We start from the raw sequence: 12,065 nt of genomic DNA, 5'->3' as shown, positions 1-12,065 counted from the left end.
GCCGTTATTTTTGTCAACACTTAATTTTGAGAAAAGTTTATTTTTTCAAAACTCAGTTTTACTTGACTCAACCAACTCGTCGTTTTGCTTTTTTGTAAGCAGTCCGCCGTGTCGGTGGATGCGCATTATAGGGAGATCCGAATTCAGATCAACTGTTTTTTGCAGTTTTTATTAAAAAAATGACTGTTCGCGCAAAATACGAACGAAACGTGCAAAAACCACACTAAATTAGCAGTATTTGAGTTATTTAAACAATATAAGAAGTAAAAAACTTATTTGAGTTTGTATAAAGATGGGCTCACTTAATAAAGAGAAACGTAATGATCTTTACATGTGATCTTTGTTGCTAGTTGCTAGTTGCTAGTTGCTAGTTGCTAGTTGCTTCAAGATGGTATGGTGATGATTGTGGATTGATAGAGTTATTTTATTAGAAATGAATTTCAGAAAGTAAAAAGCCGAGCATAAGCTCGGCTTTTTGGTGTCTTTACGACTTACTCTGCAGACTGCGCGTCTTCTTGAACTTCTTCGTTTGTCGCTGGGCGACCAACTAGTTCAATATAAGCCATTGGTGCATTATCACCAGCACGGAAGCCACACTTAAGAATACGAGTGTAACCACCAGGACGGTCTGTATTACGTGGACCGATTTCGCTGAATAATTTACCAACTACTTCATTATCACGCGTGCGAGCAAACGCTAAACGGCGGTTTGCTACACTGTCAGTCTTAGCCAGTGTGATTAAAGGTTCAATTACACGGCGCAACTCTTTAGCTTTAGGCAAAGTTGTTTTGATGATTTCATGTTTCACCAAAGAACCAGCCATGTTGCTGAACATCGCTTTGCGATGGCTGCTGTTACGGTTTAATTGACGACCACTCTTACGATGGCGCATGACCCTATCCTTCTAACTAAACTAATATAGTGATTTAGATTATTCAGCTAGGCTTGCAGGCGGCCAATTTTCTAGGCGCATACCTAGAGAAAGACCACGTGAAGCTAGCACGTCTTTAATTTCAGTTAGAGACTTCTTACCTAAGTTAGGCGTTTTAAGAAGCTCAACTTCAGTGCGCTGAACTAAATCACCGATATATTGAATTTGCTCGGCTTTCAAACAGTTTGCTGAACGTACTGTTAGCTCAAGATCATCAACTGGACGAAGTAGAATAGGATCGAATTCTGGCTTCTCTTCTTTCTCTTCTGGCTCAGTTACATCACGTAAATCTACGAATGCATCTAATTGCTCAGCTAAGATAGTAGACGCACGGCGGATCGCTTCTTCAGGATCTAAAGTGCCGTTTGTTTCCATATCAATGATTAACTTGTCTAAGTCTGTACGTTGCTCAACACGGGCTGATTCAACCGAGTACGCAATACGTTCAACTGGGCTGAATGATGCATCAAGCAGCAGACGACCAATTGGACGCTCATCGTCATCAGAGGATAAACGACTAGATGCCGGCACATAACCGCGACCGCGCTCAACACGAATACGCATGCTGATCTCGCTGTTAGCTGTCGTAAGGTGACAGATAACGTGATCTGGGTTGGCGATAGTTACATCACCATCGTGCTGAATATCAGCCGCAGTCACAGGGCCTACACCAGATTTAGTCAGGGTCAGAAAAACTTCATCTTTGCCTTCTAAAGTTACTGCTAGACCTTTAAGGTTTAACAGAATTTCAATGATGTCTTCTTGTACGCCCTCTTTCGCGCTGTACTCATGCAATACACCGTCGATTTCTACTTCAGTTACTGCACATCCAGGCATAGATGATAACAGTATACGGCGTAAGGCATTACCCAAAGTGTGACCGAAGCCACGCTCTAATGGCTCTAAAACTACTTTAGAACGCGTTGGGTTGATAGCGTCGATATCGACTAACCTTGGTTTTAGGAATTCGGTAACAGAACCCTGCATTTTATCCTCTCTTAACTCTTAACTTTACTTAGAGTAAAGTTCGACGATTAGTTGTTCGTTAATGTCCGCAGACAGATCTGAACGCTCAGGTAGGCGCTTGAAGCTGCCTTCCATTTTCTTACCGTCAACTTCAACCCAAGTCGGCTTTTCACGTTGCTCAGCCAACTCTAGAGCAGCGATGATACGTGCTTGTGTTTTCGACTTCTCACGAATTACAACAGTATCTTCTGGAGTAATTACGTATGAAGGGATATTCACTACACGACCATTAACTAAAATCGCTTTGTGGCTTACTAACTGACGTGCTTCAGCGCGTGTGCTAGCAAAACCCATGCGATATACAACATTGTCTAAACGTTGCTCTAAAAGCTGTAACAAGTTTTCACCTGTATTACCTTTAAGGCGAGCAGCTTCTTTGTAGTAGTTACGGAATTGCTTTTCTAGTACACCGTAGATACGACGAACTTTTTGCTTTTCACGTAGCTGTAAACCGTAATCAGATAAGCGACCTTTACGAGCGCCGTGCTGACCAGGTGCAGTCTCAAGTTTACACTTAGAGTCGATAGCTCTTACGCCGCTCTTAAGGAACAGGTCAGTACCTTCACGACGACTCAGCTTGAGCTTAGGGCCCAAATATCTTGCCATGTTATTTCTCCTAACCTATTGTTAAACGCGACGTTTCTTCGGTGGACGACAACCATTATGAGGGATTGGCGTCACGTCAGTGATGTTGGTGATACGGTAACCAGCAGCATTCAAAGCACGTACAGCAGATTCACGACCTGGACCTGGACCTTTGATGAAAACTTCTAGATTTTTTAAACCGTATTCTTGAGCAGCAGTACCTGCACGCTCTGCAGCAACCTGAGCCGCGAATGGAGTAGATTTACGTGAACCACGGAAACCTGAACCACCTGCTGTTGCCCAAGATAGTGCATTACCTTGACGGTCGGTAATTGTTACAATAGTGTTGTTGAAAGAAGCATGAACGTGAGCCATACCATCAGCAACTTGCTTTTTAACCTTCTTACGACGAATTGGTGCTTTAGCCATAATCTACCCCACCTTATTTCTTGATAGGCTTGCGAGGACCCTTACGAGTACGCGCGTTAGTCTTAGTACGTTGACCACGTAGTGGTAACGAACGACGGTGACGTAGGCCACGGAAACAACCAAGGTCCATAAGGCGCTTGATATTTAATGTAACTTCACGACGAAGGTCACCTTCTACAGTGTACTTGCCAACTGCTTCACGCAATACGTCAAGTGTTTCGTCTGAAAGTTCACCGATTTTTGTGGTCTCGGCGATACCAGTCGCTGCTAAGATAGCCTTAGAGCGAGTCTTACCTATGCCATAAATAGCAGTTAAACCGATAACTGCATGTTTATGATCAGGGACGTTAATGCCAGCGATACGGGCCACTAACACATCTCCTATATTTGAATTTGGTAATCATCTGTTTGAAAAGCCCGTAAGGATACTCAAACGAAGACCAAATCACAACTAAAAACACAGGCCGAGTAAATAACTCAGCCTGCACGACTGTTTAATTAGCCTTGCCTTTGCTTGTGCTTAGGCTCACTGCAAATTACGCGTACTACACCAGCACGTTTAATAACTTTACAGTTACGGCATATTTTCTTAACGGAAGCACGTACTTTCATTGCTCAACTCCGTAAAATGACCTTATCGACCGTAGCCTTTAAGGTTTGCTTTTTTCAGCACAGAATCATACTGATGTGACATCAGATGCGTCTGTACTTGTGCCATAAAGTCCATGATTACAACAACGATAATCAAAATTGATGTACCGCCGAAATAGAATGGCGTTTGCCATGCCATAGTCATGAATTCGGGCACCAGACAGATAAAGGTTATATACAAAGCACCTGCCAATGTCAGGCGTGTCATCACTTTATCAATGTATTTAGATGTCTGCTCACCTGGACGAATACCTGGGATAAATGCGCCAGATTTTTTCAGGTTATCTGCTGTTTCACGCGGGTTAAATACCAACGCGGTGTAGAAAAAGCAGAAGAAGATAATAGCCGCAGCTAAAACCATCGCATATAAAGGTTGACCTGGAGTCAACGTTGTAGCGATTGCTTGTAGCACATCAGCGACCGGACCTTCACCCTGGCCGAACCAGCTTGCAATTGTACCAGGGAACAGAATTATACTGCTAGCAAAGATTGGTGGAATAACACCCGCCATGTTTACTTTCAGTGGTAAGTGCGTGCTTTGAGCAGCAAATACCTGACGACCTTGTTGACGCTTCGCATAGTTAACGACGATACGACGTTGACCACGCTCAAAGAATACAACTAGGTAAGTAACAGCGAATACGATTACAGCAATCAATAACAGTACAAGTACATTCAGATCACCTTGGCGCGCCATTTCGGCTGTCGAACCAATAGCAGACGGCAGGTTAGCTACGATACCAACAAAAATCAGAACAGAAATACCGTTACCGATACCACGTTCTGTAATTTGCTCGCCCAACCACATTAGGAACATAGTACCAGTTACTAAACTCACTACAGCAGTGAAGTAGAAACCGATACCAGGGTTAACAACTAACCCGTCCATCATGCCCGGTAAGCTTGTAGCAATACCGATTGATTGGATAGTAGCAAGCACAAGCGTGCCGTAGCGTGTGTACTGGCTAATTTTCTTACGCCCTTGCTCACCTTCTTTCTTAAGCTCTATAAACGGCGGATACATATGCGTTAATAGTTGCGTAATAATCGAAGCCGAGATGTACGGCATAATACCCAGTGCTAACACTGAAGCGCGCTCAAGCGCACCACCGCTGAACATGTTAAACATTTCAACAATGGTGCCCTTTTGTTGCTCGAAGAAATCGGCAAGTACAGCGGCGTCAATCCCAGGGATCGGCACGAATGAACCTAGACGGTAAATAATGATAGCACCTAATACAAATAGTAATCGACGCTTCAATTCCGAAAGCCCACTTTGTGCACTTTTCATATCTTGACCTGGTTTAGCCATTAGTACTTCCTTAGTCTTCTACCTTGCCTCCGGCAGCTTCGATAGCTTCGCGAGCACCTTTAGTCACTTTAAGACCTTTAACGGTAACTGCGCGTGAAACTTCGCCAGATTTAACTACTTTAACGAACTGGATGTTCTTTTTAACTAGACCAGCTGCTTGTAACGCGTTTACGTCTACTACATCGCCTTCAACTTTAGCGATTTCAAAAAGGTTAACTTCAGTAGATACTAATGATTTACGTGAAGTGAAACCAAATTTAGGTAGACGACGTTGCATAGGCATTTGACCGCCTTCGAAACCAACGCGAACTTTACCGCCAGAACGTGATTTTTGGCCTTTATGACCACGGCCACCAGTCTTACCAAGACCAGAACCAATACCACGACCTAGACGTTTCTTTTCAGTTTTTGCACCAGCAGCAGGTGAAAGTGTATTCAAATGCATCGAATTAACCCTCAACCTTTACCATGTAAGAAACTTGGTTAATCATACCACGCACACATGCTGTGTCTTCTAACTCAACAGTGTGATTGATACGACGTAGACCAAGACCACGTAATGTAGCTTTATGCTTCGGTAAACGACCGATAGAGCTCTTTACTTGTGTTACTTTTACAGTTTTATTAGCCATGGTTTACCCCGTGATTTCGTCAACGCTAAGACCACGTTTAGCAGCGATTGACTCTGGAGAATTCATGTTCTCTAGAGCAGCAATCGTTGCACGAACGATGTTGATCGGGTTAGTTGAACCGTATGCTTTTGACAATACGTTCTGTACACCAGTTACTTCTAGTACTGCACGCATCGCACCACCGGCGATGATACCTGTACCTTCAGAAGCAGGCTGCATGTATACTTTAGAACCCGCGTGGCGACCCTTGATTGGGTGCTGTAGCGTGTTACCGTTAAGGTCTACACTGATCATGTTGCGACGTGCTTTTTCCATTGCTTTTTGAATAGCAGCTGGAACTTCACGTGCTTTACCATAACCAAAACCTACTTTACCTGCGCCGTCACCAACTACTGTTAGTGCAGTAAAGCTAAAGATACGACCACCTTTAACTACTTTAGACACACGGTTTACCGCGATTAGCTTTTCAGCCAAATCAGGCTGTTGTTGCTTTGCTTCTACGTTAGCCATTGTCTACTCCTAGAATTGCAGACCGGCTTCACGCGCTGCATCAGCAAGCGCCTTCACACGGCCGTGATATTTAAAGCCACTGCGATCAAAAGCAATCTTTTCGATGCCTTTGTCAGCTGCACGTTCAGCAACCGCTTTACCAACTGCTTGAGCAGCTGCAACGTTACCTGTGCCTTTAACTGTTTCGCTAATTGCTTTTTCAACAGTAGAAGCAGCAGCCAGTACATTACCCTCAGCAGTAACTACTTGAGCGTAAATGTGACGTGGCGTGCGGTGGATAACAAGACGCGTTGTGCCTTGTTCAATATAATTTCTACGAGTGCGTTTAGCACGACGTAGACGAGCTGTTTTTTTATCCATCGTCTTACCTTACTTCTTCTTAGCCTCTTTACGGCGTACATTCTCGTCCGCGTAACGAACACCTTTACCTTTATAAGGCTCAGGTTTACGGTATGCACGGATGTTAGCAGCTGTTTGACCAACTAACTGCTTGTCTACGCCCTTAACTAGAACTTCTGTTTGGCTTGGTGTTTCAATCGTAATACCTTCTGGTACTTCGAAATTCACTGGGTGTGAGAAACCAAGAGTTAAGTCTAATACTTTGCCCTTAGCTGCTGCACGGTAACCAACACCTACTAACTGAAGTTTCTTCTCGTAACCTTCATGCGTACCAACAACCATGTTGTTGATTAGAGCGCGAGCAGTACCTGCTTGTGCCCATGCATTAGCTACGCCTTCACGAGGTAAAGTTGTAATAACGTTGTCGTTAACTTGTACTTCAACAGCGTCGTTGATAGTACGAGTTAATTCACCGTTTTTGCCTTTAACTGTGATGTCCTGGCCTTTTAATGTAACTTCTACACCGGCAGGAACATTGATTGGTGCCTTTGCTATGCGAGACATAGTTCCCCTCCGATTAAGCTACAAAGCCAATGATCTCACCACCAACGCCGGCACTACGTGCTGCGCGGTCTGTCATTAGGCCTTTAGAAGTTGATACGATAGCGATACCAAGACCACCCATTACCTTTGGTAATTCGTCACGTTTCTTATAGATACGTAGACCAGGGCGGCTAACACGCTGGATATTTTCAATAACAGCTTTGCCTTCGAAATATTTTAAATCGATAGAAAGCTCAGGCTTCGCTTCACCGCTTACAGCGTAATCTGCGATATAACCTTCATCTTTTAATACTTTAGCTACTGCTACTTTCAGTTTTGAAGTTGGCATCGTTACTGATACTTTCTTCGCTGACTGACCGTTACGGATACGTGTAAACAAATCCGCAATAGGATCTTGCAAGCTCATAGTCTTACTCCCGTGATACTATTACCAGCTAGCCTTTTTAAGGCCAGGAATTTCACCGCGCATAGCTGCTTCGCGAACTTTGATACGGCTCATGCCGAATTTGCGAAGGTAACCATGTGGGCGGCCCGTAACGTTACAACGATTACGTTGACGTGAAGAGCTAGAATCACGTGGTAAAGCTTGTAGCTTTAATACCGCGTCCCAACGATCATCGTCAGATGTATTTACATCACTGATGATAGCTTTTAGTGCCGCACGCTTTTCAGCATACTGAGCAACTAATTTAGTGCGCTTTGCTTCGCGCGCTTTCATAGAATTCTTTGCCATAACCCTACCCTTATTTCTTGAATGGGAAGTTAAACGCTTCTAACAACGCACGGCCTTCATCATCTGTTTTCGCAGAAGTAGTGATTGTGATATCCATACCGCGAACACGGTCTACTTTATCATAATCAATTTCTGGGAAGATGATTTGCTCACGTACGCCCATGCTGTAGTTACCACGTCCATCAAAAGACTTAGCACTTACACCACGGAAGTCACGGATACGCGGGATAGCGATTGAAACCAAACGCTCAAAAAAGTCCCACATACGCTCGCCACGTAGGGTTACTTTACAACCAATTGGGTAACCTTCACGCACTTTGAAGCCTGCAACTGATTTGCGTGCTTTAGTGATTAGAGGTTTCTGACCAGAGATTGCTTCTAGATCCGCAACAGCGTTATCTAAGATCTTCTTGTCAGCTAGAGCTTCGCCCACACCCATGTTTAATGTGATCTTTTCGATCTGAGGGACTTGCATGACAGAGCTGAAACCAAACTTCTCTTGAAGTTCAGCGACTACTTTGTCTTTATATACTTCATGCAGTTTCGCCATCATTCTACTCCAACTATTAGATAGTTTTACCAGTAGATTTAAAGATACGTAATTTCTTACCATCTTCAATCTTGAAACCTACACGATCTGCTTTACCCGTTTCCGAGTTGTAGATCGCAACGTTTGATACGTCGATAGACGCTTCTTTCTCAACAATACCGCCAGCTTGGTTCAACTGTGGAACCGGCTTTTGGTGCTTCTTGATTAAGTTGATGCCTTCGACAAATACTCGACCAGACTCAGTAACAACTGAAAGCACTTTACCGCGCTTACCTTTGTCTTTACCGGCTAGTACGATTACTTCGTCATCACGACGGATTTTTGCTGCCATGATAGACTCCTTATAGTACTTCTGGTGCTAGTGAAACGATTTTCATGAACTTTTCAGTACGAAGTTCACGAGTCACAGGGCCGAAGATACGAGTACCAATTGGCTGTAAGTTATCATTTAAGATAACAGCCGCATTGCTATCGAAACGGATCAAAGAACCGTCCGGACGACGAACGCCTTTTTTAGTACGCACAACTACCGCGTTTTTAACATCACCTTTCTTCACTTTACCGCGAGGAATAGCTTCTTTTACAGAAACTTTGATGATATCGCCAACCGCTGCATAGCGACGGTGCGAACCGCCAAGGACTTTAATACACTGCACTTTGCGAGCGCCGCTGTTATCAGCAACGTCCAGCTGAGTTTGCATTTGGATCATGTTAATGACCTCCGGTGTAGAAATTACAACACGCCTTAATTCTGTTTAAAATCAAGACATTTCGGTTAAATTCCACTCAAAAAACAAGCAAGTTGTCTCTTAAGGGCGGGCAATTGTAGCAGCAATGACAAGGAAGTGGTAGGTTATTTTTTAATTAATTTGGAATTAATCGTGCTGCTTGCATTAAGGAATTACAGCGACTTGCTGGTTTGTTATTGATTATAAAACAAACAGGGCGCTAATGCGCCCTGTTTTTGACTTTAATTAAATTTTATTAATTTCCAAATAGACCTTTTAATTTGTCTTTTATTTTATCTTTGGCTTTTTCTTTCACTTCTTCTTTAGCAGCCTCACTCACATCTAAGCTATAACCTACATCATGGAATGGGCCTTTTATACGCAGAGGAATTTTAAACCCAGTGCTGTCATCTGTCGTACCCTGCCCTTCGATTGAATCAACAATCCCCGTCACTAAACGGTAGTCTACAGTGGTCATTGGTAAATCAATCTTACCTGAGCCGGTAATACGAATAAGCGGGCTTAATAGAGATAAGTCTGTATTTTCACCAATACCATTTGTGAATACAAAACTACCTTTAAGTGCTGAGAAGTCTGTCTGTTGTGAGTTATCAAAGCCAGTATCCAGGCCTTCTGATACCGCACTTAAATTCCCCTTAATCAGCTCTTTTGCTTTACGAACCATCTCTGCAATATTGGCTCCTTTCACTGCACCATCTGCAAACTCAAAGCCCACCTTGCCGTTAAGGGCATTAATAAAGCTTTTTTGACTTTGACCTGTGGTCGTTAGATCCCAGTTTAAAGAGCCTTTACCCATTAACTTATCGAAACCGGCCGCATCAGTAAGTAATGGCTGTGCATCGATTTTATCTAAAGAAAAGTTAGTGCTAATTTTATAAGGTGTTTGCTTAGCGTTAACGGTGATTACACCTTTGCCATTACCTTCGTATGCAACAAACTTATCTAAGCTGATGTTAGCTACTGCATTTTTAAGGTTCACTGTTAACTGGTTTTCGCCAAGTGTAATATCATTTGCTTTTAAACCACTTGAACGCACAACAACATTTGCATCAAGTGCATTTAGGCCGCTCATATCAATTGTTGTATCATCCCAAACAATTGGCTGCGCTGGCGCATCTGAGGCTGGTTCTGCTTGCTCTTCTTTAGCTACCCCCTCAGGTAAGTAAGGGTTTAAATCAAGCATGCCTAAATCAATATCGGCATTTACAACTAAACGGTCGCCAAGCTTAATATCGCTTTTACCTTTAATTTGTAGCTCATCTAGGGTGGCAAGTAGCTCAGCCAGTTTAAACTGCTCACCTTTTAAATGCATTGAACCTTTTACATTAAACGCATTGAAAGCATTCTCTTTAGCATTAAGCTCAACACCCTGCCAATTCGCAATGTTTTTAACTGAGTCACCACTGACAGATAGAAGCCCTTGCACATCATTACCCATTTCTGCAATTGCCCCTTTGAAATTCAAATCGATCAAGCGTGAATCAACCTCAGTGCTGACATTAAAGGTTTCGCCCTCAATCGCTTTTACGGGTGTATCTAGCGTTACATCCAAATCAAAACGCTCACCCATATAGGTAATACCGCCTTTTAACTCAAGGGTTTTACGAAGAGAAGGTAATAAAATGGCTAACTCTAAATCACTTATCTGTTGTTTTGCCCCAGTTTTACCGTCTAGATAAGTAAAGGTACCACCATAAATTGCCACTTCACCAAGCTCAATATCAAAGTTATCTGGTAAGTTAACGGCACCAGAACTCTTTTGCTGCTCAGTCTGTGGTTGCTCTGCAACCGCATCAAATAGCTGCCAGTTTGCTTTACCATTTTTATCGGTTTCTAACAAAATCGTTGGTTCGTTAATAACAAATTTATCTAGCTTAAACTCACCGCCAAATAACGACATCCAAGGAATACGGATAGCAAGTTGCTGCATACTTGCCATATTTTTTTGCGAACCAGTTTGCATATTGGCAAAGTTTACATCATTCAGTTCTAGCTTTAATGATGGAAATACCGACAGCTTTTTATCGCCATTAATAGTCAGACTACGACCTGTGGTTTGTTCTACTTGCTCCGATACTTTATTAAATATCGCGTCTGTAGGAATGAGGAATGGTGCTGCGACTACTAATGCAATTAGTAATAAGAAAATGACACCAACAACTTTCAGTAAGGTTTTCATAATCATCCTTAAAAATGGGCAAACAATGTTCATATCATAGCGGGAGTTAGGCGCAAATGCATTGCCCAACCCACAAAAAGGTTTGTAAACAAGCTTAGGTATAAGAACATGAATCAGCGCTGAAATATTTTGATACCTTTAGGTTACAAATAAATCTTGACCGAATGATACCCTAGGGTTACATTGATACCTAGAGGTTACATTTAAATCAAAAAGGAAAAGATTATGTCTAAGCAAGATATACAAACGGAAGAAAAGTTTATGAGCCATAACGCATGGTTTTCAATATTCATGGGAATTACGTTATTAATCATTAGTGTTTACCCAATGCTTAAGCAAACATCAGCACCTTTACTGTTTATCGGCGCTGCCGCTTTTTTAGGTTCATTTTTTATGTTTGTGATTAGAGGTGGGTTTACATGGAAACTTGGGTATCGCCTTATGTATACCGATGAATTTTTAAAGACAATTGATACCATCGCTTATAAACATGTGGTTCTTGGATTACTTTTTAGCATGGGGGTTATTTTTTTATTGTCTGATGACCTTGCTTTAAATGTATCTCATAGCATGATGGCCACATTTTACCTCGCTCAAATGTGTTTAGTATACGGCGTATCAATTCTTTGGCAGAGTAGAGACTAGGTATAATAGTGGAAAATAATATCGCTAAATTCCGTAAAGAGAAGGGTTTATCGCAGCAAGAACTCGCTGATGCCATTGCAGTATCACGTAAAACCATTAGCACAGTTGAAACAGGCCGCTTTATACCTTCGGTTATTATCGCGTTAAAAATTGCAACCCACTTTGAACTTACCGTTGAGCAATTATTTACACTTGATGATAATGATTAATTAATCAAGTCAATCGCAAT

20 protein-coding genes are annotated in these 12,065 nt (G+C 42.4%); 2 read left to right on the top strand and 18 right to left on the bottom strand.

The features are described from left to right. Nucleotides 1-491 precede the first annotated feature (491 nt). The 18 genes from rplQ to QUE86_RS08910 form a co-directional block, all read right to left on the bottom strand. Entirely contained in the window at nucleotides 492-893 is a 402-nt protein-coding gene (rplQ, locus tag QUE86_RS08995) for a 50S ribosomal protein L17 (RefSeq protein ID WP_004589197.1), read from the bottom strand. A gap of 39 nt (nucleotides 894-932) precedes the next feature. Beyond that, nucleotides 933-1,919 (bottom strand): DNA-directed RNA polymerase subunit alpha, encoded by a 987-nt coding sequence (locus QUE86_RS08990; RefSeq protein ID WP_130049939.1) that lies wholly within the window; start codon nucleotides 1,917-1,919, stop codon nucleotides 933-935. A gap of 24 nt (nucleotides 1,920-1,943) precedes the next feature. Beyond that, nucleotides 1,944-2,564: a 30S ribosomal protein S4 gene (gene rpsD, locus QUE86_RS08985; RefSeq protein WP_036974007.1), complete on the bottom strand. Its 621-nt coding sequence runs from the start codon at nucleotides 2,562-2,564 to the stop codon at nucleotides 1,944-1,946. A gap of 21 nt (nucleotides 2,565-2,585) precedes the next feature. Continuing rightward, nucleotides 2,586-2,972 (bottom strand): 30S ribosomal protein S11, encoded by a 387-nt coding sequence (gene rpsK / locus QUE86_RS08980; RefSeq protein WP_036974009.1) that lies wholly within the window; start codon nucleotides 2,970-2,972, stop codon nucleotides 2,586-2,588. Between the two features lie 13 nt (nucleotides 2,973-2,985). Beyond that, the gene (gene rpsM, locus QUE86_RS08975) at nucleotides 2,986-3,342 is read right to left on the bottom strand and encodes a 30S ribosomal protein S13 (RefSeq protein WP_036974011.1); all 357 of its coding nucleotides are present in this window, start codon (nucleotides 3,340-3,342) and stop codon (nucleotides 2,986-2,988) included. A 128-nt stretch (nucleotides 3,343-3,470) separates the two neighbouring features. Next, nucleotides 3,471-3,584, bottom strand: coding sequence for a 50S ribosomal protein L36 (gene rpmJ, locus QUE86_RS08970; protein ID WP_002959476.1), 114 nt, complete (start codon nucleotides 3,582-3,584; stop codon nucleotides 3,471-3,473). Nucleotides 3,585-3,606: 22 nt separating this feature from the next. Then, the gene (secY, locus tag QUE86_RS08965; RefSeq protein ID WP_036974013.1) at nucleotides 3,607-4,935 is read right to left on the bottom strand and encodes a preprotein translocase subunit SecY; all 1,329 of its coding nucleotides are present in this window, start codon (nucleotides 4,933-4,935) and stop codon (nucleotides 3,607-3,609) included. Between the two features lie 10 nt (nucleotides 4,936-4,945). After that, entirely contained in the window at nucleotides 4,946-5,380 is a 435-nt protein-coding gene (gene rplO, locus QUE86_RS08960; protein WP_054554386.1) for a 50S ribosomal protein L15, read from the bottom strand. A 4-nt stretch (nucleotides 5,381-5,384) separates the two neighbouring features. Beyond that, entirely contained in the window at nucleotides 5,385-5,567 is a 183-nt protein-coding gene (rpmD, locus tag QUE86_RS08955) for a 50S ribosomal protein L30 (protein ID WP_016710201.1), read from the bottom strand. Between the two features lie 3 nt (nucleotides 5,568-5,570). Next, nucleotides 5,571-6,077 carry a 30S ribosomal protein S5 gene (gene rpsE / locus QUE86_RS08950; RefSeq protein ID WP_036974018.1) on the bottom strand — a complete coding sequence of 169 codons (507 nt, stop codon included), beginning with the start codon at nucleotides 6,075-6,077 and terminating at the stop codon, nucleotides 5,571-5,573. Nucleotides 6,078-6,086: 9 nt separating this feature from the next. Next, a complete protein-coding gene (gene rplR / locus QUE86_RS08945) occupies nucleotides 6,087-6,437 on the bottom strand; it encodes a 50S ribosomal protein L18 (protein WP_130049940.1) in 351 nt (116 codons plus the stop codon). A gap of 9 nt (nucleotides 6,438-6,446) precedes the next feature. Beyond that, complete coding sequence (gene rplF / locus QUE86_RS08940) at nucleotides 6,447-6,980, bottom strand: 50S ribosomal protein L6 (protein WP_054554387.1); 534 nt, start codon at nucleotides 6,978-6,980, stop codon at nucleotides 6,447-6,449. Between the two features lie 13 nt (nucleotides 6,981-6,993). Then, nucleotides 6,994-7,386 carry a 30S ribosomal protein S8 gene (gene rpsH, locus QUE86_RS08935; protein ID WP_054554388.1) on the bottom strand — a complete coding sequence of 131 codons (393 nt, stop codon included), beginning with the start codon at nucleotides 7,384-7,386 and terminating at the stop codon, nucleotides 6,994-6,996. A 21-nt stretch (nucleotides 7,387-7,407) separates the two neighbouring features. Next, nucleotides 7,408-7,713 carry a 30S ribosomal protein S14 gene (gene rpsN, locus QUE86_RS08930; protein ID WP_130049941.1) on the bottom strand — a complete coding sequence of 102 codons (306 nt, stop codon included), beginning with the start codon at nucleotides 7,711-7,713 and terminating at the stop codon, nucleotides 7,408-7,410. A 10-nt stretch (nucleotides 7,714-7,723) separates the two neighbouring features. Continuing rightward, nucleotides 7,724-8,263 carry a 50S ribosomal protein L5 gene (rplE, locus tag QUE86_RS08925; RefSeq protein ID WP_054554390.1) on the bottom strand — a complete coding sequence of 180 codons (540 nt, stop codon included), beginning with the start codon at nucleotides 8,261-8,263 and terminating at the stop codon, nucleotides 7,724-7,726. Between the two features lie 16 nt (nucleotides 8,264-8,279). After that, complete coding sequence (gene rplX / locus QUE86_RS08920; protein ID WP_036974032.1) at nucleotides 8,280-8,594, bottom strand: 50S ribosomal protein L24; 315 nt, start codon at nucleotides 8,592-8,594, stop codon at nucleotides 8,280-8,282. 10 nt (nucleotides 8,595-8,604) lie between these two features. After that, nucleotides 8,605-8,973, bottom strand: coding sequence for a 50S ribosomal protein L14 (rplN, locus tag QUE86_RS08915; RefSeq protein ID WP_010378257.1), 369 nt, complete (start codon nucleotides 8,971-8,973; stop codon nucleotides 8,605-8,607). A 274-nt stretch (nucleotides 8,974-9,247) separates the two neighbouring features. After that, nucleotides 9,248-11,191: an AsmA family protein gene (locus QUE86_RS08910; RefSeq protein WP_130049942.1), complete on the bottom strand. Its 1,944-nt coding sequence runs from the start codon at nucleotides 11,189-11,191 to the stop codon at nucleotides 9,248-9,250. A 225-nt stretch (nucleotides 11,192-11,416) separates the two neighbouring features. On the opposite strand from QUE86_RS08910, the gene QUE86_RS08905 reads away from it, so the two are divergent. Together QUE86_RS08905 and QUE86_RS08900 are read left to right on the top strand one after the other, a co-directional pair. Continuing rightward, nucleotides 11,417-11,836, top strand: a complete 420-nt coding sequence (locus QUE86_RS08905) for a hypothetical protein (protein ID WP_130049943.1) — start codon at nucleotides 11,417-11,419, stop codon at nucleotides 11,834-11,836. An 8-nt stretch (nucleotides 11,837-11,844) separates the two neighbouring features. Continuing rightward, nucleotides 11,845-12,045: a helix-turn-helix transcriptional regulator gene (locus QUE86_RS08900; RefSeq protein WP_130049944.1), complete on the top strand. Its 201-nt coding sequence runs from the start codon at nucleotides 11,845-11,847 to the stop codon at nucleotides 12,043-12,045. Nucleotides 12,046-12,065: the final 20 nt, after the last annotated feature.

The organism is Pseudoalteromonas apostichopi (assembly GCF_030297135.1).
Taxonomy (GTDB): domain Bacteria; phylum Pseudomonadota; class Gammaproteobacteria; order Enterobacterales; family Alteromonadaceae; genus Pseudoalteromonas; species Pseudoalteromonas apostichopi.
Note: the sequence above shows the minus strand (reverse complement) of the source record. Positions and strands in the feature narration are given on the sequence as shown.

What these genes read in the sequence shown, in the direction of transcription:
- rplQ (WP_004589197.1), bottom strand. Translation starts at nt 893, where the DNA reads ATGCGCCATCGTAAGAGTGGTCGTCAATTAAACCGTAACAGCAGCCAT.
- QUE86_RS08990 (WP_130049939.1), bottom strand. Translation starts at nt 1,919, where the DNA reads ATGCAGGGTTCTGTTACCGAATTCCTAAAACCAAGGTTAGTCGATATC.
- rpsD (WP_036974007.1), bottom strand. Translation starts at nt 2,564, where the DNA reads ATGGCAAGATATTTGGGCCCTAAGCTCAAGCTGAGTCGTCGTGAAGGT.
- rpsK (WP_036974009.1), bottom strand. Translation starts at nt 2,972, where the DNA reads ATGGCTAAAGCACCAATTCGTCGTAAGAAGGTTAAAAAGCAAGTTGCT.
- rpmJ (WP_002959476.1), bottom strand. Translation starts at nt 3,584, where the DNA reads ATGAAAGTACGTGCTTCCGTTAAGAAAATATGCCGTAACTGTAAAGTT.
- secY (WP_036974013.1), bottom strand. Translation starts at nt 4,935, where the DNA reads ATGGCTAAACCAGGTCAAGATATGAAAAGTGCACAAAGTGGGCTTTCG.
- rplO (WP_054554386.1), bottom strand. Translation starts at nt 5,380, where the DNA reads ATGCATTTGAATACACTTTCACCTGCTGCTGGTGCAAAAACTGAAAAG.
- rpmD (WP_016710201.1), bottom strand. Translation starts at nt 5,567, where the DNA reads ATGGCTAATAAAACTGTAAAAGTAACACAAGTAAAGAGCTCTATCGGT.
- rpsE (WP_036974018.1), bottom strand. Translation starts at nt 6,077, where the DNA reads ATGGCTAACGTAGAAGCAAAGCAACAACAGCCTGATTTGGCTGAAAAG.
- rplR (WP_130049940.1), bottom strand. Translation starts at nt 6,437, where the DNA reads ATGGATAAAAAAACAGCTCGTCTACGTCGTGCTAAACGCACTCGTAGA.
- rplF (WP_054554387.1), bottom strand. Translation starts at nt 6,980, where the DNA reads ATGTCTCGCATAGCAAAGGCACCAATCAATGTTCCTGCCGGTGTAGAA.
- rpsH (WP_054554388.1), bottom strand. Translation starts at nt 7,386, where the DNA reads ATGAGCTTGCAAGATCCTATTGCGGATTTGTTTACACGTATCCGTAAC.
- rpsN (WP_130049941.1), bottom strand. Translation starts at nt 7,713, where the DNA reads ATGGCAAAGAATTCTATGAAAGCGCGCGAAGCAAAGCGCACTAAATTA.
- rplE (WP_054554390.1), bottom strand. Translation starts at nt 8,263, where the DNA reads ATGGCGAAACTGCATGAAGTATATAAAGACAAAGTAGTCGCTGAACTT.
- rplX (WP_036974032.1), bottom strand. Translation starts at nt 8,594, where the DNA reads ATGGCAGCAAAAATCCGTCGTGATGACGAAGTAATCGTACTAGCCGGT.
- rplN (WP_010378257.1), bottom strand. Translation starts at nt 8,973, where the DNA reads ATGATCCAAATGCAAACTCAGCTGGACGTTGCTGATAACAGCGGCGCT.
- QUE86_RS08910 (WP_130049942.1), bottom strand. Translation starts at nt 11,191, where the DNA reads ATGAAAACCTTACTGAAAGTTGTTGGTGTCATTTTCTTATTACTAATT.
- QUE86_RS08905 (WP_130049943.1), top strand. Translation starts at nt 11,417, where the DNA reads ATGTCTAAGCAAGATATACAAACGGAAGAAAAGTTTATGAGCCATAAC.